Source organism: Tatumella sp. JGM118 (assembly GCF_018257515.1).
In the GTDB taxonomy this organism is placed as follows: Bacteria; Pseudomonadota; Gammaproteobacteria; order Enterobacterales; family Enterobacteriaceae; genus Tatumella; species Tatumella terrea.
On sequence record NZ_JAERJR010000001.1, the window covers coordinates 495,877 to 514,734 of the forward strand.

An 18,858-nucleotide genomic window follows, 5' to 3' on the forward strand; every position below is an offset into this window, starting at 1 on the left:
TTCTCAGGAAGACTTACGTACCCTGAGGTACCATTCGCAGAGCAGACGTACCTGTTTACGGGTGTAGCCTTTCTCCATCATACGATCCACAAAGTCATCGTGTTTCTTCTGTTCATCGGTCGAAGTTTTAGTATTAAACGAGATGACCGGTAACAGTTCTTCGGTATTGGAGAACATTTTCTTCTCAATGACGGTACGCAATTTTTCATAGCTGGTCCAGTTCGGGTTATGGCCGCTGTTCTGAGCCCTGGCACGCAGCACGAAGTTTACTATTTCATTGCGGAAGTCTTTCGGATTACTGATCCCGGCCGGTTTCTCGATTTTCTCCAGTTCTGCGTTCAGGGATTCGCGATCGAACAACTGGCCGGTATCCGGGTCGCGGTATTCCTGATCCTGGATCCAGAAATCAGCATAAGTCACATAACGGTCAAAAATGTTCTGTCCGTACTCAGAGTAGGATTCGAGATAGGCGGTCTGTATTTCTTTACCGATAAATTCTGCATATTTAGGGGTCAGATAGCCTTTCAGAAACTCCAGATATTTATCGGCCACTTCCTGCGGAAATTGCTCCCGCTCTATCTGCTGTTCAAGCACATAGAACAGATGTACCGGGTTCGCGGCCAGCTCAGTATGGTCGAAGTTAAAGACCCGTGAGAGTATTTTGAACGCGAAGCGGGTGGATAAGCCGTTCATCCCTTCATCGACACCGGCGTAATCATGATATTCCTGCCATGATTTGGCCTTAGGATCGGTATCTTTCAGGCTCTCTCCGTCATAGACCCGCATTTTAGAGAAAATACTCGAGTTTTCCGGCGACTTCAGCCGCGACAGGATAATAAAACGGGCCAGTGTTTCAAGGGTACCCGGCGCGCAGGAGGCCTCTGTCAGCTCACTGTTATTCAGCAGTTTTTTGTAGATCTTAATCTCTTCAGACACCCGCAGGCAATAAGGGACTTTTACGATGTAAACACGGTCGAGAAAGGCTTCGTTGCTTTTATTATTTCTGAACTGCACCCATTCAGATTCATTGGAGTGGGCAAGGATAATACCGTTAAACGGTAATGCTGAAATACCTTCGGTGCCGTTATAGTTACCTTCCTGGGTCGCCGTTAACAACGGATGCAGAACCTTGATCGGGGCTTTGAACATTTCGACAAACTCCATCACCCCCTGGTTCGCACGGGATAATGCCCCCGAATAGCTATAGGCGTCCGGGTCGTTCTGGGCGAAGTGCTCCAGTTTGCGAATATCCACTTTCCCGACCAGGGCTGAAATATCCTGGTTGTTTTCATCCCCCGGCTCCGTTTTTGCAATCGCCAGTTGCCCGAGGATGGAGGGCCAGACCTTAACGACTTTAAACCTGGAGATATCACCGCCAAACTCCTGCAGACGTTTGGCCGCCCACGGGGACATTATGGTGCCCAGGTAACGACGCGGGATACCGTATTCCTCCGCCAGAATCCCCGCATCCTCAACAGGATTAAACAGACATAGCGGGTGATCGTTCACCGGGCTGTGTTCTCCGTTAGCGGTCAGAACATAGATGGGAACCCGCTGAACCAGCGCTTTCAGCCGCTCAGCGAGTGAGGATTTCCCGCCGCCGACCGGCCCGAGCAGATAAAGAATTTGTTTCTTTTCTTCCAGCCCCTGAGCGGCATGTTTCAGATAAGAGACTATCTGTTCGATAGCTTCCTCCATCCCGTAGAACTCTTCGAAAGCCGGATAGCGGGGGACCACCCGGTTCGAAAAAATACGGGAAAGCCTTGGGTCCTGAGCGGTATCCACCATGACGGGGTGTCCGATGGCGGTCAGCAGTCGTTCTGCGGCATTGGCGTAGGCACTGCGATCCTTTTTACAGATGGCCAGAAATTCCTGCAGTGTGAACTCTTCGTCTTTGGCCGCTTCATAACGCTGGCGATAATGATCGAATATATTCATAGCGATGCCCGTCCTTTTGTTTTTAGCACAGGTAAAGGAGCAGAATGATGACAGGATTTGCTCCGGGAAAAGACGACTCACAGGCTGATAAAGCAGCCCTTATGCCAGGAGGAGATGTTTAAGAAATAATGTCCTGACCGTGTGTCATTACAAATTTTGTACAGAGTCGTATTATTTAACTGTAGTCAGAAATTTTCAGTTCACACACGGTTTTTTGCACTATTTAGCGATATATCAATAACAAACTGTACTATCCTGTCATTTATCAGCGGGGGACTGCAGCGTGTGAGGGCACGAAACGCGGGCCATGAGGGGGAATTTACGTTTATTCTCTCCCTCTTGCCGGCGGTGAATATGACCGCTGATATCGGATAGCAGACATTAAATTAAGGATCCTCTGGTTTGAAAACATCATATCTGACAGCCGTTACCCTGGCGACTGCCTGTTTCACCTCCGGCGTTCTGGCGGCAGGTTCACCTCTGACCCTCGGCGCGGGGGCGTTGTACGTTCAATCGCCGTATCAGGGCGGTAAGGAACGGTATTATCCCTTCCCGTTAATCAATTACGAAGATGCGAATTTTTTTGTTTCCGGACTGCAGGGCGGCTATTTTCTGTGGAAAGATCAGCAGGACCAATTCTCATTGATCATCACCAGTTCGGGGCAGGAGTATGACCCGAAGCGCACCTCGTCGTCTGCCATGAAGCAACTGGATAAACGTCATCTGACCCTGATGGCCGGTGGACAATGGCAACACATTGCTGACTGGGGAGTTCTGAAAACCTCGCTGGTGGGCGATGTACTGGACCAGAGTAACGGTTTTGTCTGGAATACCAACTGGCATTACCCGCTGATGCTGGACGGGATCTCGCTCAACCCGGGGGTCGGGGTCAGCTGGAACAGCAGCAAGCAGACGAATTATTATTACGGAGTGTCATCGGCGGAATCACGGCGCAGCGGCATATCCTCCTACGATGCGGGGGACAGCTGGCTTCCGTACGTGGAAGTCAGCGCCAGTTATCCGCTGACCTCCCGCTGGCAGTTAGGGGTAGGCGGACGTTATCAGTGGTTCGGCAGCGAGGTGAAAGACAGTCCGATGGTAGCGAAGTCCGGTCAGGCAATGGTCTGGACGGGGCTGAGTTACACGTTCTGAAACTGATGCTGTGAAGGTAGCAGGGGCTGACATGCGGTCCTGAGCGGGGCAGGTGATGCCCCGCAATACTACAGCGAAGGGCGTCAGAGGATCCTCTGACGCATCAGGCGTTTCTGACCACCTTAAACATCACTCCCATACGGCCCGGAGCATCGTGTTTGCTGACCAGCGGCTGAGAAATACGCGCCGTTTCCACGCAGACCATAGTTTTATATCCGTCATTGGCCATATCTCCCATACTGCAGGAAAGTGCAGGGCCCGGATTCCATGTGACAACGTCACTTTTATGATGGTGGTAAATCTCCAGCCGGCGTTTACCGGCGGTATCCTCAATGACATTGCAGTCATCGGCGGCAGTGAATATACGGTCTACCTGATCAGGATAAGTTTGCGGCGTAAGCTGCTCTGCCGTCGTCCCGCCGGCGACTTTATCAATATACGGTCTGCCCAGGCCACTGACAGAGACGCCGGCAATATCGGCCACCCGGAAATAGCTATGCAATGCTGCAGTCGACGTAAATTCACCGTGAGCTTCCAGTTCAATTTCACACTGTTTTCCCAGGCGGAAGCGGGCAATCAGTGAAAAATCGTGTGGCCAGTATTTATGAGTTTGTGGCGAGTGCTTCAGCTCAAATGTCAGACTGACTCCCTGCTCATTTTCATCATGAGCCAGCAGTGTCCAGGGGAGGTTACGGGCAAAACCATGAGCCGGCTGACCGGCCGGGCCGAACCAGGGCCAGCAGACCGGTACGCCGCCGCGAATGGCTTTACCTTCCGTGAATGCCGTTTCATCGCTTAACCAGATCACCGGCTTTTCACCGGAAGGTTGCCATGAAATAAGATGGGCCCCCTGCAATGCAACCACCGCATGTACCGCCGGATGATTAACCACTATCAGCGGCAACTGACCTTTCTGACGCAGAGAAATATAGGGGGTGATCTGACGGTTAACCGGCAGTTTATAGAGTGATTCCTGCATTTGCTCTCCTCAGAGGGATCAACCCACAAAAAGAAGGGGCGACCGAAGTCGCCCCTGTTAATCACGGACTTTCCGTTGATTTTATTTGGCCGCAACCAGTGCAATCAGGTCAAGCACTTTGTGAGAGTAGCCGGTTTCGTTGTCATACCAGGAAACCAGTTTCACGAAGTTATCATTCAGAGCAATACCTGCTTTCGCATCGAAGAATGAAGTACAGACTTCACCGTTGAAATCGGTAGAAACCACGTCGTCTTCGGTATAACCCAGAACACCTTTCATTGTGCCTTCAGAAGCCGTTTTGATGGCAGTTTTGATCTGCTCATAAGTGGCGGCTTTTTCCAGACGAACGGTCAGGTCAACGACAGAAACGTTCGGGGTAGGGACACGGAAAGCCATACCGGTCAGTTTACCGTTCAGTTCCGGCAGGACTTTACCGACGGCTTTAGCCGCACCGGTAGATGAAGGGATGATGTTCTGGGAAGCACCACGACCGCCGCGCCAGTCTTTATGAGACGGGCCGTCAACGGTTTTCTGCGTTGCAGTGGTCGCGTGAACCGTGGTCATCAGGCCTTCAACGATACCGAAGTTATCATTGATAACTTTAGCCAGAGGGGCCAGGCAGTTAGTGGTACAGGAAGCGTTAGAGACGATATCCTGGCCCTGATATTTATCGAAGTTGGCACCACGAACAAACATCGGGGTGTCGTCTTTGGAAGGACCGGTCAGGACAACTTTCTTCGCGCCTGCGGTGATGTGTTTACGTGCAGTTTCGTCGGTCAGGAAGATACCGGTCGCTTCAGCCACCACATCCACGCCCACTTCGTCCCATTTCAGGTTGGCCGGGTCTTTTTCGCTGGTTACACGGATTTTTTTACCGTTAACGATCAGTGCACCGTCTTTAACTTCTACGGTCCCGTCGAAACGACCATGGGTGGAGTCATACTTCAGCATGTAAGCCATGTATTCGGCGTCGAGCAGGTCGTTAATTGCAACGATCTCGATGTCTGAACGCTGTTGCGCAGCACGAAAAACAATGCGACCGATACGGCCAAAACCGTTGATACCTACTTTGATAGTCATATATTCCACCAGCTATTGGTTATTGAATAAAAGGTTGGCTGTAAAATTACAAAAACCGCTTCAGGCGTCAAGCTTAATCGTGTCAATTATTGTGGCAGATCAATCCTCAGCCGCAGTTTTTACCCGTTAAAGCATAAGCACTATTAACCATAACGGGGACTCACCTGGTAAATAGTGTGCGGAACCTTTTCATAATAAATTGGGATGCAGATCACAATTTCAAACCTACCGGTGATCCTGTGTTCAACGCACAATTTACCCGTCCCTGTTGTTGCTTATTTGTTATAATACCCCCATTCATTGGATCAATAATATGGCTTCTTCATGACAACGGAAAAAAACGGGAATACCCCGGCACGTGACCTGACAGAAATACAACGCTATGTCACCCGGGATCGCGGGACGGAACCGCCGTTCAGCGGTGCTTTATTGCATAATACTGACGAAGGGATTTACCACTGTCTGGTCTGTCATGTGCCGCTGTTTTATTCAGAGACAAAGTTCGATGCCGGTTGCGGATGGCCGAGTTTTTACCAGCCTGTCTCCCCGGAGGCTATCCACTATATTGAGGATTTCTCACACGGTATGCACCGGACAGAAATTCGTTGTGCGCATTGTGATTCGCACCTCGGCCATGTGTTCCCGGACGGTCCGCAACCCACGGGCGAGCGTTACTGTGTCAACTCTGCCTCGTTAAGTTTTACCGATCCGCAAGGCAACAATACACCGGGGTAACTGATGAAGGATCTTGAAAATCTACTGGCTGGCATGACCCCGGAGTTGTATGAACGCCTGGTTCTGGCCAGTGAAACCGGTAAGTGGCCGGATGGTGTGGCGCTGACCCCGGCACAGCGTGAACACACGCTTCAGTTGGTAATGTTATGGCAGGCCAGATATAACGATAACCCCGGGCATATGACGATTGCCAAAGGCGGGGAGATGGTGCTGAAGAGTAAGCAGGCACTGAAGGAAGAATTTGGCATCGACGGTGCGGTGACCAAACTGACCCTGTAGTTGCCCTGTTACCGGCTTGTCCGGACCCCACACAAGCCGGTACGGGACGTTAATCCGCGGTCAGCTCGCCACGGAGGTTTTGCTGCATAAGCGCGCGGATCTGTTGCGGATCATAGCCGGCAGAAAGCAGATAATGCAGCTTGGTCAGCGCCGCTTCTACGGTGAGATCATAGCCACTGATCACTCCGGCATTTTCCAGCGCATTGCCGGTGGCATACCCCCCCATATTCACTTTCCCCGAAATGCATTGCGTCAGATTGACGACCACAATGCCGCGCTCTGAAGCCTGCCTGAGTTCGGTCAGAAACTCGGTATTCTGCGGAGCGTTGCCGACACCATACGAACGAAGGATTAGCGCTTTCACCGGCTGACGCAGGAAGTTACGCACAACGTCGGCCGATATTCCGGGATACAGCGTAACGACCCCCACCGGCTGTGGCGTGATCGGGTGGACGGTAAACGGCCCCTGAGCCTGCGGTGCCGCCGGCGTATGTAACCGGCGGATATGGATACCCGCTTCCAGCAGCGGGGTGAGGTTCGGGGAGGCAAAAGCATCGAAGCCATCGGCATGGGCCTTTGTGGTCCGGTTACCCCGAAAGAGCGTGTTATTAAAAAATAACGTGACTTCATTCACCGGGTAATTTGCGGCGACATACAATGCATTCAGCAGATTCTGCTGTCCGTCTGAACGCATTTCGGCCAGGGGTATCTGTGACCCTGTCACAATGACCGGTTTCCCCAGGTTTTCCAGCATAAACGACAGCGCCGAGGCGGTAAACGCCATGGTATCGGTACCGTGCAGGATCACAAAACCATCATACAGTGCATAGTTTTTGTGGATATCATCGGCTATAACCTGCCAGTCCTGTGGCGTCATGTCTGACGAGTCCATCAGCGGCTGATATTCATGAATCGAGAAGGAGGGCATTTCCGGACGATGGAACTCCGGCATTGCCAGTAATTGCTGTTGCAGATGCCCGGACACCGGTATATACCCCTGGGCAGAACGCTGCATACCAATGGTCCCGCCCGTGTAGGCAACATAAATATTTTTTCTCTGCATGAAGTATTCTTTTCAAAAGTCGTAAAAAAGCCGGAAGATGGCGGCAGTATATAGCAATTTCCGGGGAAAGCAGCCTGAACCCGGTTCAGGCTGCCAGCCGGTCAGTTCATTACGCCGCAGTTAAGACAATACGCATATCGGTTTTGCGGATCGGCCGCCTGGCCGGTCAGACCAGGCTGATTTTGTAAATCGGTCATCACTTCCGCCAGCGGTGCGGGCAGGAAAGCCTTAATACTGGCAGGCAGTGACGCGCTGACCGAAGAACTCATCTGATCCAGTACCTGATCAAAGAAGGTCGGTTGCTCCTGATACCAGTCCAGACGAGGCGTGGTGATATGTGCCAGCACCGCAGCTTTCTGTGTTGCATCATCAAAGTCACCGAGTTCATCAACCAGTCCGTTTTCTTTTGCATCACTGCCGGTCCAGACATGGCCCTGAGCAATCTGATCGATCTGCTCCGTGGTTTTATGACGGGAGTCTGCTACCAGGCTGAGGAAGTTATGATATCCATTTTCGATGCTGATTTGCATCATTTGCTGCACCTGGTCCGGCAATGCTTTGGTCATAGCAACATCCGCCAGCGGGGAAGTCGAAACCCCATCGGTGTGGACGCCCAGGGTACTCAGCGAATTCTCTATGGTATTAATCACCCCGAAGATACCAATCGATCCGGTCAGGGTCGAAGGGCTGGCGATAATATAGCTGGCCGGGGTCGAGATCCAGTAGCCGCCGGAGGCGGCCACACCGCCCATAGAGACAACCACAGGTTTGCCGGCTTGTTTTGCGGCCATCAGTTCTTCACGGATAGCTTCAGAAGCGGTCACACTGCCGCCCGGGCTGTTGACCCGCAGGATGATGGCCTTAATATTTTTATCCAGACGCGCCGTACGGATTTGTGAAACCAGCGTATCACTCCCAACGTTACCTGCACCGGACTCACCGTCCACAATCGCGCCGTTGGCGACAATGACCGCGATATTTGCCGGGGCACTGGTCTGCGACTCTTTTAGCGGATAATCATAGATACTGACATTACGGTAGTCATGGGTCTGACTATCCCAGCCAAATTTATGGATAAGGATCTGATCCACTGCCGCCCGGGATTCCAGTCCATCTACCAGTCGGCTATTCAGCGCATAAGTAGCGGTATTACCGTTTACGGCTTTCAGGGCCGTGATCAGATTGTCCGCGCCAGGAAAGACCTGCTGCGGCGTTAACTGACGGTTGGCCGAAACGGTGGTCAGATAGTTATTCCATAACTGAGTGATCCAGCGGGTATCGGCATCTCTCGCGGCCGCTGACATGTTATCGCGCAGGAAAGGTTCTACTGCAGATTTATAGGTGCCGACACGGAAAACATGGGATGACACTTTCAGCGTATCCAGCAGGGTTTTGTAGTAGAGGGCATTAGTGGCCATACCATGAATGTCGACCGCTCCCTGAGGAGAGAGGTAAACCGTATTGGCAAAACTGGCCAGATAATATTGTGCCTGACTGAAATTATCGCCATAGGCGTACACAGGTTTACCGGCATCACGGAATTCCCGTAAAGCTTTTCCGATATATTGCAGCGCTGGCTGGTCACCGCCGCCGAAATTGCGCAGATCCAGCACGATACCGGTAATTTTATCGTCACTCTTCGCCTGACGAATGGCATTCACGATATCGAAGACCGAGTTCTGCTGCAGTGTTTCACTGCGGCTGCCCAGTAACTCCCGGCCAATTTTACTCAGACGGTTTTGTGCCGAAGGCTGGTCAACGACCATACCGGCGAGGTCAATCTTCAATGCACCGCCGGTCAGCGTTTTTGCCGAATTCGCCGATCCGCCACTGACCTGTGACCAAATCCCGACGCCCGCGACGATCAGCAACAGCAGGAAGAGGTTCAGGATAAACTCCCTGATAAAATTGATTATCCGCCAGACGGCAGAAAATAACCTGCCGGTAATTCGCCACAAAGTGCGCATAATTTCTCCATATAATTGTCTGCAGACCATTCTGCGGCCTGCGCTCTGAATCATTCCGCCCTCATCCTAAAGAGCGCCGCTCTAAAAGTCAGCAGGAAATCACAGCAGACTGTTACAAATCACGTTGTTATGCCAGACTTGTCAGAGACAGACTGCATATGAGGACGTTATGAACGCATTAGATTTATTATTACAGCGACGCTCTGCGTCACGGCTGGTGGAACCGGCACCCGAAGGTGAAACGCTGGAAAATATTCTGCAGGCAGGTTTGCGTGCGCCTGATCATGGTGCTCTGCAACCCTGGCACTTTGTTATGATCGCAGGAGAAGGGCGTGAACGTTTCAGCCAGCTGCTGGTTTCGGCCGCAACTCATGACGGGGCAGACGAAAAAGCCACAGAAAAAGCGCAGAATGCACCTTTCAGGGCTCCGCTGATTATCGCGGTGATTGCACGCTGTGAAGAACATCCTAAGGTGCCGGAATGGGAACAGGTGGTCTCTGCAGGATGCGCGGTGATGGCCATGCAAATGGCGGCCCAGGCGCAGGGCTTTAACGGGATCTGGCGCAGTGGTGCCTGGACAGAACACGAGGTGGTTCGTCAGGGCCTGGGGTGCCGGCCACAGGACAAGATTGTCGGTTTCCTGTATCTGGGAACCCCCCGGCTGAAAGCGGCACCATTAACAGCCGTTGATTCTGCACCTTTTGTCAGCCATTTCTGACAGATCTTTGTCAGCCAGTCTGGCATGATTACCCTATGATAGTGCCCCGGACCTTTGTGCCGGGCGTTTGTCGTTATGCCGCAGTATGCAGAAGACCGGCAGAGCAGCCGGCAGGTCGCCGGTTCCGGCGACTGAAAGTATTCACCCCTGGCACGGAGGTCACCCCAACCCGGAGCCGGAAAAAAAGGAAGATCGCGGTTAATGCGTTTGTTTATTGCCGAAAAACCCAGCCTTGCCCGGGCGATTGCTGAAGTTTTGCCTGAACCCCATCGTCGCGGGCAGGGTTTTATTGCCTGCGGAGATGACCAGATTGTGACCTGGTGTGTCGGCCATCTGCTGGAACAGGCACAACCGGAAAATTATGACCCGCGTTTTGCTCGCTGGTCACTGGCCGATCTGCCGATTGTCCCTGAAAAATGGCAACTGAAACCTCGCCCTGAAGTCGCAAAACAGCTCAGCGTCATCGACGGATTGTTGCAGAAGGCAACCCATATCGTTCATGCCGGTGACCCCGATCGTGAAGGACAGTTACTGGTTGACGAAGTGCTGGATTATCTGAAACTCAGCGATGAGAAAAGAAAGTCGGTTCAGCGTTGTCTGATCAATGATCTCAATCCACAGTCGGTCGCCCGTGCCATCGAACGGTTACGGGATAACCGTGATTTCGTGCCGCTCTGTATTTCTGCGCTGGCCAGGGCAAGGGCCGACTGGTTGTACGGTATCAATATGACCCGGGCGTATACCCTGTTTGGCCGTAATGCCGGCTACGACGGTGTGCTCTCTGTCGGCCGGGTGCAGACTCCGGTACTCGGACTGGTGGTGCGTCGTGACGAAGAGATTGAAAACTTTATTGCCCGCGATTTCTTTGAAGTGAAAGCTCATATTCTGGCCGGGGATGAACAACGGTTTACCGCAGTGTGGGTGCCCAGTGATGCGTGTGAGTCCTGGCAGGATGAAGAGGGCCGGCTACTTAACCGTTCACTGGCAGAACATGTCTGTCAGCGGATCAACGGCCAGCCGGCGATGGTCAGCCATTATCAGGATAAACGTGAGTCTGAGATAGCACCATTGCCGTTCTCGTTATCCGGTTTACAGATTGAAGCTGCCCGCCGGTTCGGGCTCAGCGCCCAGACCGTACTGGATGTCTGCCAGCGGCTTTACGAAACCCATAAACTGATCACTTATCCCCGTTCAGACTGTCGTTATCTGCCGGAAGAACACTTCGCCGGACGTCATGCGGTGCTGGAAGCGATCGGCACACATCTGCCTCATCAGGCAATGCCACAGGAACTGGACACCGATGTGCGTAACCGTTGCTGGGATAATAAAAAGGTCGATGCTCACCATGCCATTATTCCTACCGCCAGACGCAGCCGGACAAAACTGACCGAGAATGAGCTGAATATTTACGGGCTGGTGGCTCGCCAGTATCTGATGCAGTTCTGCCCGGACGCGGTTTACCGGAAATGTGTTATCGATCTGGAGATTGCGGGTGGGAAGTTTATCGCCAAAGCACGTTTCCTGGCGGTCGCCGGCTGGCGGGTATTGCTGGGTAACAAAGAGCGTGATGAGGAAAATGATGGCACGCCGCTGCCTGAAGTCAAAAAAGGGGATGAGCTGTTGTGCGAAAAAGGCGAGGTGGTGGAAAAGAAAACACAGCCCCCGCGCCACTTCACCGATGCGACCTTACTTTCTGCAATGACCGGGATCGCCCGTTTTGTCCAGGATAAAGCCTTAAAGAAAGTGCTCAGAGAGACCGATGGATTAGGAACCGAGGCGACGCGTGCAGGGATCATCGAATTGCTGTTTAAACGGGGATTTCTGGAAAAGAAGGGCCGGTATATTCATTCCACAGTCGTGGGTAAGGCCCTGATCCACGCGTTACCACAGCCGGCAGCCAGCCCTGATATGACGGCACAGTGGGAGTCGATGCTGACCAGTATCAGCGAGAAAAACTTCCGCTATCAGGATTTTATGCAGCCTCTGGTCGGAACGCTGCATCAGCTGATCGGCGAAGCCCGGCGTACCCCCCCTGTACAGATCCTCAGGCAGTTGCCCCGCGGACAGGCAAAACGCCCCAGCAAGGGCAGTAGTAAAGGCAGGAAACATAAAGCCAGCCGGGAGTGACTTATGCTGTCTGTAACCCTCGGATTTCTGATGATCCTGGGTGCGGTAACCGTGCTGGCCGCAGAGGTTAGCCCGTATTCAGACCTGAAAACCTTTTGAAAAGGGTAACGTGGATAGTGCCCGGCGAGTTATATGAGGCCTTCAAGGACAGCGTCATTACGCCGGAGGGCAGAAAAATCTCCCGCTCAGTGATAATGCCTGGCGAGTGTTCATTGTAAATTTTGAAAGCTGAACAGTGGCCGCCGGGCGGGCCAGCCAGTCTGCCGGAACAATCACCGGCAATTATGGCGGGGCTGAAAAGCGGGGGCCAGTGTTTACGATGCGGCCGGGAGCGCCGTGTGCCGGGGGCATTACCGCTGATCCGGCAGCCCGCGGACCATCAGGCCCGCGGGAACGTCTCCGTCGGTGAGTGAAACTCAGAGATCAAAGGTCGCCCAGACCGGGGCATGATCTGACGGTTTTTCCATACTGCGGATATCATAATCGATACCGGTCTGCAGACACCGGCTGGCCAGAGGCTGACTTGCCAGCAGTAAATCGATGCGCAGACCGCGGTTATCATTGAACCCCTTCGAACGGTAATCAAACCAGGAGAAGCGGTCATGAGTGTCAGGCCAGGCAGCCCGCCAGGTATCGGTCAGCCCCCATCCGAGCAGTTTATCCATCCACTCGCGCTCTTCCGGCAGGAAAGAACACTTACCGGTACGCAGCCAGCGTTTGCGGTTGTCATCACCGATACCGATATCACTGTCGGTACAGCTGATATTCATATCGCCCATGATCAGTACCGGCTGCTGCGGATCTAAGCGCGATTCCAGATGATCCTGCAGGTCACGGTAAAATTTCTCTTTTGCAGGGAACTTCAGCGGATGGTCGCGGCTTTCCCCCTGCGGGAAATAGCCATTAATCACCGTAATATTACCGATAGCCGAGGGGATCTCAGCCATTATTATCCGCCGCTGGGCATCCTCTTCATCGGTAATAAAACCACGCTGCACACTGACCGGTTCCATTTTCGTCATCAGTGCGACGCCATAGTGGCCTTTCTGGCCATGGAAGAAGACGTGGTAACCGAGTTTCTGTACTTCTTCCAGCGGGAACATATCATCGTGAACTTTGGTCTCCTGCAACCCGATAATATCCGGCTGGTGAGTTTCAACCAGTGCGGCCAGCTGATGGGGACGTGCCCGGAGTCCGTTGATATTGAAAGAAACAAATTTCATGTTTTAACCACAGTCAGAGAATTTATCCGCGATGGTAGCGATTTTTTCAATAAATGTCACCGTCACGGCAGGGATGAGGCGGCCGGAACGCAAGGCAGTAAAACGTCGGTTGCCAGTAACACCGGGAAGTCTTCCGGCCGGGTAATCCGCGGACCACTGACTCTGCGGACAACCTGATGGCGGGCAGTGCAGATAAAAGGGAGAGTACAGACAATACGGATGACCCCGACAAGGAACCGGTAAGATCAGGCTGAATACAGACCAGGGATCGCTTTAATCATCAGGCAGTGCGTATGACAAACGGGTAAGGATAAGAAAACGAAGCGGGTTTTCAATACAGATAACAGGAAGAGTGAACCGGAAATGACAGAGGAGGATACAGGTCAGGAAATGGTGGTGGGAGAAGGATTCGAACCTTCGAAGTCTGTGACGGCAGATTTACAGTCTGCTCCCTTTGGCCGCTCGGGAATCCCACCAGATTGTGATGCTTCGTTGACTGCTGAAGCGGGATGCATAATAACAAAACCTATCGTGGTGTAAACAGGCAAAACAGATATTTATGACTGTTTGCCTGTTTTTTGCACTGAAAATTAATGGGTTGCGTATTATTTACCCAATAAATTACAGAATGATCGTCCGGTTACCGTAGACAAAGACCCGTTGCGCCAGCACCTTGTCCAGTGCGCGGCTCAGGGCATTTTTCTCAACATCTCTGCCCGCACGCATCATATCGTCAGCGCTGAAGGTGTGATCGACATGGATCACGTCCTGCATAATGATCGGGCCTTCATCGAGATTATCATTAACATAATGCGCCGTCGCGCCGATAATCTTTACACCACGCTCATAGGCCTGATGATAAGGCCGTGCACCGATAAAGGCTGGCAGGAAAGAGTGGTGGATATTAATAATTTTATTAGGAAACCGCTTAACGAATTCAGGGGTCAGTACCCGCATGTATTTCGCCAGCACGACATAATCCGGCTGATAGCGTTCAATCTCATCAGCCATCAGCATATCGTGTTCTTCGCGGGTATGTCCTTCGTGGCTTATCAGTACAAAGGGGATATCGAAACGTTCCACCAGTGAGCGTAAGGTTTCATGGTTGCCGATAACGGCCGCAATTTCCATGTCCAGACCGCCAAAGGCACTTTTCATCAGTAAGTCGCCCAGGCAGTGAGCTTCTTTTGTCACCATAATCACGACACGGCGGCGACCGGCAGCTTGCAGTTCGCGGACGGAACCGGCAGGTAAGGCACTGTCTAAATCGGCCAGCAGAGTGGTGTCATTAAAGATCCCCTCAAGTTCGGTACGCATAAAGAAGCGGCCGGTACGGTGATCTACAAATTCGTTATTCTGAACGATGTTCAGTTCGTGCTTGTAGCAAATATTGGTAATTTTAGCGATAAGGCCTTTCGCATCGGGACAAATGGTTCTTAAAACTTTTTTTTGTAGTGTCTGGGCTTGCATTGTGCAATGTATCCTGTCGAATCAGATTTCAGTCATGAAGGGCGTTTTAGTTATCATAAGCCACAACATTTTTTAAACTTTTTGCCCGAACCGCAGGGGCAGGGATCGTTTCTGCCAGCCTGCAGATGAACGCCGTCGATATAATACCAGTGTTGTTCTTCTCTGATAAAGCGTGAACGTTCGTAAATAGCAGAAGTTTGTTGTTTATCGCGATATCGGGCATAAAAGGTGACGAAGGCTTCATTACTATCTTTTTCATAAGTATGTGCGATAACATTCAGCCCGAGCCATTCAGTGTCGGACAAGCCGGAAGACAGGCTGGCGGTCAGCTCAGGGCTTCGTTGCGAAGGATGCCAGGTGGCAAGCAGCCAGCCGGAATTCCCGCGCTGATAAGCGGTGTAACGCGAACGCATCAGGGATTCAGCGTCAGGGATGCGGTGCTGTCCGCTCAGATAACGGCCACAGCAGGCATCATAGGTTTCTGTGTTGCCACAGGGGCAGTATTCGGTGGACACATCATCTCCGGATTATTACAGCCTGTTGATATTATCATGTTACAACCTGACGGAAGGTAACAAAGTGAACGATTCGGAATGAACTATACTATAGTTAATTGTCAAATTCTTATTCCCGGGGGCGGGGGACGCTGCGAAAGCCTGTATTACAGGCCGCAAATGAAGTTCCTGGCCTGCGGAGAGGGTACCCGTCAGGTTTAACAACAGGTATTTGTAATGAGTAATACATTATCCGGTAAGCTGATTCTGGTGATTGATGATGAGCCTGTATTTTCGTCGCTGTTAAGTGGTATTTTGGCGAATATGGGCGCAAATATTCTGCAAGCCATCAACGGTATGACAGCACTGGAAATGCTGGATCAGCATCCGGTTGATCTGATCATCTGCGATCTTGAGATGCCGGTAATGCGCGGGGAAAAATTCGTGCAACAGCTGCGCGCGCAGGGATGTTCACTGCCCGTGATTGTTATGACAGCCAGTGAAGATGTCTCCGAAATTGCCGGCATGTTGCGCCTGGGCGTTCAGGATGTGATTCTGAAACCTCTGGATGATATTCCACGGTTACGTGAAATTCTTCTTGAGTGTCTTTATCCGTCGATGTTTGCCTCTAAAGTCAAAGAAGATGAATTATTGTTCGATGGCTGGGACAGTCTGATCCGTCATCCGGAAAAAGCAGTTCAGTTGCTCAGGCAGTTACAACCGCCTATCCGGCAAGTGCTGGCAGAGACGCGAGTCAATTATCGCCAACTGACACCGACAGAAAAACCCGGACTGGTATTTGATATCGCTGCGCTTTCTGATCATCAGCTCGGCTTCTATATACTGGATGTCACCAGAGCGGGTGATAACGGAGTGATGGCGGCATTACTGTTGCGGGTGCTGTTTAACGAATTACTAAGAAAAAAAATAGCCGATCAGCATCAGCCATTGCCACAGATAACCACAATTCTTAACGATATTAATCAGTTACTGGAGGATGCCGGTATGCAGGGACAGTTCCCGCTACTGGTGGGTTATTACAACCGTCATCTTCATAACTTATTGCTGATCCCGGCGGGTCTGCATAGCACGCTTTCTTTTAACGGGCAGCATCAGGTTCTGGAAACAGGGATCCCTCCTGGTACGTTCCGTAAAATACATGCCAGTCAGCATAGTTTTAATCTTAACGCCTGTGAATGTAATATCAGTGGCGCAGGCGGTAGAATTAATCTTATGCTTTCAGATAATGATGAGTGTTCCAGGTAATAAATATGTTGTAAGTTACTTATGTTCGGGCGGAAATCCCCGGTTGGTATAATTCCTAATTTCAGTGGATTTTTACCAGAACGGTAAAATCGCTGCTTTAAGCTGTTATACTCCTTAACGTATAAATTTATAGAACTATTGGGTTCAGGCCCGCGAGTGAGGTAATTTGATGTCTGCTTATAAATCAAAAGTAAAAAAAGCGGTAATTCCGGTCGCCGGATTGGGAACCCGAATGCTACCGGCAACCAAAGCTATCCCGAAAGAGATGCTGCCACTGGTTGATAAACCACTCATTCAGTATGTCGTGAATGAATGTATTGCTGCCGGAATCCATGAAATCATTCTGGTCACACATTCATCGAAAAACTCGATTGAGAACCACTTTGACACCAGTTTCGAGCTGGAAGCCATGCTTGAGAAACGTGTCAAACGTCAGCTGCTCGATGAAATTCAAAGCATCTGCCCGCCACACGTAACTATTATGCAGGTGCGTCAGGGTGTTGCTAAAGGACTGGGCCACGCAGTGATGTGTGCACACCCGCTGGTCGGCGATGAACCATTCGCGGTGATCCTGCCGGACGTCATCATTGATGAATACGAATCTAACCCGCAACAGGATAACCTGGCAGAGATGCTGCGTCGCTTCGATGAAACCGGCAGCAGCCAGATCATGGTGGAACCGGTTGCAGATGTAACTGCCTACGGTGTGGTCGACTGCAAGGGTGCAGAACTGCAACCCGGTGACAGTGCGCCTATGGTCGGTGTGGTCGAAAAACCTAAAGCGCCAGAGGCACCGTCTAACCTGGCCGTTGTCGGGCGTTATGTGCTGTCGGCAGATATCTGGCCTCTGCTGTCGAAAACGCCTCCGGGCGCCGGTGGTGAGATTCAGTTAACCGATTCTATCGCCATGCTGATGGATAAAGAAACCGTGGAAGCCTACCACCTGAAAGGGCGTAGCCATGATTGCGGTAACAAGCTTGGTTATATGGAAGCCTTTGTCGAATACGGTGTTCGCCATCCGGTGTTAGGTGAAGACTTTAAAGCCTGGCTGAAAAAGACCGTCTGATAAGCTTGCGCTGATACGTTTTGCAGGCCATACAACCATGTTGTGTGGCCTTTTTTTTACCCGGAGGGCGTGAAATGTTTTTTTCACGGCAGTCCGGGGCGCGAATGAAAACAAACCGTGAACTTTCGCCACGGAAAGCTGTATCATTTGCCCGTCTGAAGAACAGGAATTAACGGTCCCCCTGAAAAGGGAGGCCTTATTAGTGGTAAGAGTTGAGGATGATATGAATTATTTGGTCACCGGTGCAGCAGGATTTATTGGGTTTCATGTGAGTCTGAGATTACTCAAGGCCGGTTACCGGGTCGTCGGTATCGATAATCTGAACGACTATTACGATGTGCAGTTAAAAAAGGATCGGGTCCGGTTGCTGGAAGCCTATCCTGATTTCACTTTTCAGCACACCGATATCGCTGACCGTGCCGCAATGGAGCAATTATTTGACCGTTTCCGGTTTGACCGGGTGATTCATCTGGCCGCTCAGGCCGGTGTCCGTTACTCGATAGAGAATCCCCACGCATATGTCGATGCCAATATTGTCGGACATCTGAATATTCTGGAAGGCTGTCGCCAGCAAAAAGTCGGCCATCTGCTATTCGCCAGTTCGAGTTCTGTCTACGGACTGAACCGTAAATTGCCGTTTTCCACCGGGGACAGTGTGGACCATCCGGTTTCTCTGTATGCCGCGACTAAAAAATCGAATGAGCTGATGAGTCATAGTTACGCGCATCTGTATCAGTTGCCGGTCAGCGGGTTGCGCTTTTTCACGGTTTATGGTCCCTGGGGCCGCCCTGATATGGCATTATTTAAGTTTACCCGCGCGATGCTGGCCGGTGAGGCGATTGACGTTTATAACTACGGTAAGATGCAGCGTGATTTCACCTATATCGATGATATAGTGGAAGCTATTTTCCGCTTACAGGATAAAGTGCCGGCGCCGAAGAGCGACTGGAACGTTGAGTCCGGGTCTGCGGCGATGAGTTCAGCCCCGTACCGTATTTATAATATCGGTAACAGTCAACCGGTGCCGCTGATGGATTATATTTCCGCACTCGAGCAGGCGCTGGGAATGACCGCCAGAAAAAATATGCTGCCATTACAACCCGGGGATGTATTGGATACCAGTGCCGATACCCGGGAACTCTATGATCTGATCAATTTTACCCCGGAAACCCCGGTCATCACCGGCGTAAAGAAATTTGTCGACTGGTACAGAGACTATTATAAGGTATAAAAAAAGGGAGGATATTTATCCTCCCGTTAACAGGGTTATTACCGTTCAGGAAATAACCCTGATGAAACAT

16 protein-coding genes and 1 tRNA gene are annotated in these 18,858 nt (G+C 51.4%); 8 read left to right on the top strand and 9 right to left on the bottom strand.

Annotation, left to right across the window (positions count from 1 at the left end):
- Positions 1-3: 3 nt before the first annotated feature.
- Entirely contained in the window at positions 4-1,938 is a 1,935-nt protein-coding gene (locus JK223_RS02285) for a PrkA family serine protein kinase (protein ID WP_212712583.1), read from the bottom strand.
- 402 nt (positions 1,939-2,340) lie between these two features.
- On the opposite strand from JK223_RS02285, the gene JK223_RS02290 reads away from it, so the two are divergent.
- Positions 2,341-3,090: a MipA/OmpV family protein gene (locus tag JK223_RS02290; RefSeq protein ID WP_249213405.1), complete on the top strand. Its 750-nt coding sequence runs from the start codon at positions 2,341-2,343 to the stop codon at positions 3,088-3,090.
- 103 nt (positions 3,091-3,193) lie between these two features.
- Here JK223_RS02290 and JK223_RS02295 read toward each other — a convergent pair whose 3' ends face one another.
- Together JK223_RS02295 and gapA are read right to left on the bottom strand one after the other, a co-directional pair.
- Positions 3,194-4,069, bottom strand: a complete 876-nt coding sequence (locus JK223_RS02295; protein WP_212712584.1) for a D-hexose-6-phosphate mutarotase — start codon at positions 4,067-4,069, stop codon at positions 3,194-3,196.
- Between the two features lie 81 nt (positions 4,070-4,150).
- A complete protein-coding gene (gene gapA / locus JK223_RS02300) occupies positions 4,151-5,149 on the bottom strand; it encodes a glyceraldehyde-3-phosphate dehydrogenase (protein ID WP_212712585.1) in 999 nt (332 codons plus the stop codon).
- 324 nt (positions 5,150-5,473) lie between these two features.
- Between gapA and msrB the strand changes: the two genes are divergently transcribed.
- Both msrB and JK223_RS02310 read left to right on the top strand, forming a co-directional pair.
- Positions 5,474-5,884 carry a peptide-methionine (R)-S-oxide reductase MsrB gene (msrB, locus tag JK223_RS02305; protein ID WP_212712586.1) on the top strand — a complete coding sequence of 137 codons (411 nt, stop codon included), beginning with the start codon at positions 5,474-5,476 and terminating at the stop codon, positions 5,882-5,884.
- The gene (locus JK223_RS02310) at positions 5,885-6,163 is read left to right on the top strand and encodes a YeaC family protein (protein ID WP_212712648.1); all 279 of its coding nucleotides are present in this window, start codon (positions 5,885-5,887) and stop codon (positions 6,161-6,163) included.
- A gap of 49 nt (positions 6,164-6,212) precedes the next feature.
- Here JK223_RS02310 and ansA read toward each other — a convergent pair whose 3' ends face one another.
- Together ansA and sppA are read right to left on the bottom strand one after the other, a co-directional pair.
- Entirely contained in the window at positions 6,213-7,226 is a 1,014-nt protein-coding gene (ansA, locus tag JK223_RS02315) for an asparaginase (RefSeq protein ID WP_212712587.1), read from the bottom strand.
- A 101-nt stretch (positions 7,227-7,327) separates the two neighbouring features.
- Positions 7,328-9,193: a signal peptide peptidase SppA gene (gene sppA, locus JK223_RS02320; RefSeq protein ID WP_212712588.1), complete on the bottom strand. Its 1,866-nt coding sequence runs from the start codon at positions 9,191-9,193 to the stop codon at positions 7,328-7,330.
- 169 nt (positions 9,194-9,362) lie between these two features.
- Between sppA and JK223_RS02325 the strand changes: the two genes are divergently transcribed.
- Positions 9,363-9,911 (top strand): NAD(P)H nitroreductase, encoded by a 549-nt coding sequence (locus tag JK223_RS02325; protein ID WP_212712589.1) that lies wholly within the window; start codon positions 9,363-9,365, stop codon positions 9,909-9,911.
- 201 nt (positions 9,912-10,112) lie between these two features.
- Complete coding sequence (locus JK223_RS02330) at positions 10,113-12,038, top strand: DNA topoisomerase III (protein WP_212712590.1); 1,926 nt, start codon at positions 10,113-10,115, stop codon at positions 12,036-12,038.
- 416 nt (positions 12,039-12,454) lie between these two features.
- On the opposite strand, the gene xthA is transcribed toward JK223_RS02330, so the two are convergent.
- The 4 genes from xthA to JK223_RS02350 form a co-directional block, all read right to left on the bottom strand.
- Entirely contained in the window at positions 12,455-13,261 is an 807-nt protein-coding gene (xthA, locus tag JK223_RS02335; protein WP_212712591.1) for an exodeoxyribonuclease III, read from the bottom strand.
- Positions 13,262-13,652: 391 nt separating this feature from the next.
- Positions 13,653-13,737: transfer RNA gene (locus JK223_RS02340), tRNA-Tyr, on the bottom strand.
- Between the two features lie 145 nt (positions 13,738-13,882).
- On the bottom strand, positions 13,883-14,731 hold the full coding sequence (gene purU, locus JK223_RS02345) for a formyltetrahydrofolate deformylase (RefSeq protein ID WP_212712592.1): 849 nt from the start codon (positions 14,729-14,731) through the stop codon (positions 13,883-13,885).
- Between the two features lie 53 nt (positions 14,732-14,784).
- Positions 14,785-15,246, bottom strand: a complete 462-nt coding sequence (locus tag JK223_RS02350) for a YchJ family protein (RefSeq protein ID WP_212712593.1) — start codon at positions 15,244-15,246, stop codon at positions 14,785-14,787.
- Positions 15,247-15,462: 216 nt separating this feature from the next.
- Between JK223_RS02350 and rssB the strand changes: the two genes are divergently transcribed.
- The 3 genes from rssB to JK223_RS02365 all read left to right on the top strand — a co-directional run bounded on the left by rssB (position 15,463) and on the right by JK223_RS02365 (position 18,788).
- Positions 15,463-16,491 (top strand): two-component system response regulator RssB, encoded by a 1,029-nt coding sequence (gene rssB / locus JK223_RS02355; RefSeq protein ID WP_212712594.1) that lies wholly within the window; start codon positions 15,463-15,465, stop codon positions 16,489-16,491.
- 169 nt (positions 16,492-16,660) lie between these two features.
- Positions 16,661-17,557, top strand: a complete 897-nt coding sequence (gene galU / locus JK223_RS02360; protein WP_212712595.1) for a UTP--glucose-1-phosphate uridylyltransferase GalU — start codon at positions 16,661-16,663, stop codon at positions 17,555-17,557.
- Between the two features lie 223 nt (positions 17,558-17,780).
- On the top strand, positions 17,781-18,788 hold the full coding sequence (locus JK223_RS02365; RefSeq protein ID WP_212712596.1) for an NAD-dependent epimerase: 1,008 nt from the start codon (positions 17,781-17,783) through the stop codon (positions 18,786-18,788).
- Positions 18,789-18,858: the final 70 nt, after the last annotated feature.